Source organism: Mycobacterium sp. 1245852.3 (assembly GCF_001669335.1).
Classification (GTDB): domain Bacteria; phylum Actinomycetota; class Actinomycetes; order Mycobacteriales; family Mycobacteriaceae; genus Mycobacterium; species Mycobacterium europaeum_A.
The window spans coordinates 1-697 of sequence record NZ_LZLL01000448.1; the positions used below are offsets into that span (position 1 = coordinate 1).

The following is a 697-nucleotide window of genomic DNA, read 5'->3' on the forward strand; positions in this document are numbered from 1 at the left end:
CGCAGCCGGTCAGGTACTTCATATACCGGTCGTAGACCTCCTGGGACTGGATGGCGATCGCCTGCTCGCGATTGGCCTCGAGTGCCTCGGCCCACAGGTCCAAGGTCCTGGCGTAGTGCAGCTGCAGCGACTGGACGCGGGTCAGGTCGAAGCCCGCGGTCACTCCGTACTCGCCGACGGTCTGCGGCGTCGGCAGCCAACCGCCGGGGAAGATCTCGGCCAGGATGAACTGCGAGAACTGCACGATTTCGTGGGTCAGCTTCAGGCCCTTGGCCCGCGCGTCTTTGAACGACGGCCGAACGATGGTGTGCAGCAACATCACTCCGCCGGGCGGCAGCGCCTGGTAGGCCATTTTGAAGAAGCGGCCGTAGCGCTGCCGGCCGAAGTGCTCGAACGCGCCGATGGACACGATGCGGTCCACGGGCTCGTGGAACTTCTCCCAGCCCTCCAGCAGCACCCGCCGGCTGCGGGGGGTGTCCATCTGATCGAAGGACTGCTGCACGTGCTCGGCCTGGTTTTCCGACAGCGTGAGGCCGACGACGTTGACGTCGTACTTCTCGATGGCCCGCTTCAGCGCGCCACCCCAGCCGCAACCGATGTCCAGCAGCGTCATCCCCGGCTCGAGGTTCAGCTTTCCCAGCGCCAGGTCGAACTTCGCAATTTGGGCTTCTTCGAGAGTCATGTCATTACTCTCGAA

Annotated in this window: 1 protein-coding gene; it reads right to left on the reverse strand. The window is 64.4% G+C overall.

The genetic code is table 11. The annotated features are described in order from the left end of the window. On the reverse strand, positions 1 to 697 hold a 697-nt coding region (locus A9W96_RS19955), incomplete at both ends, for a cyclopropane mycolic acid synthase family methyltransferase (protein WP_067142373.1).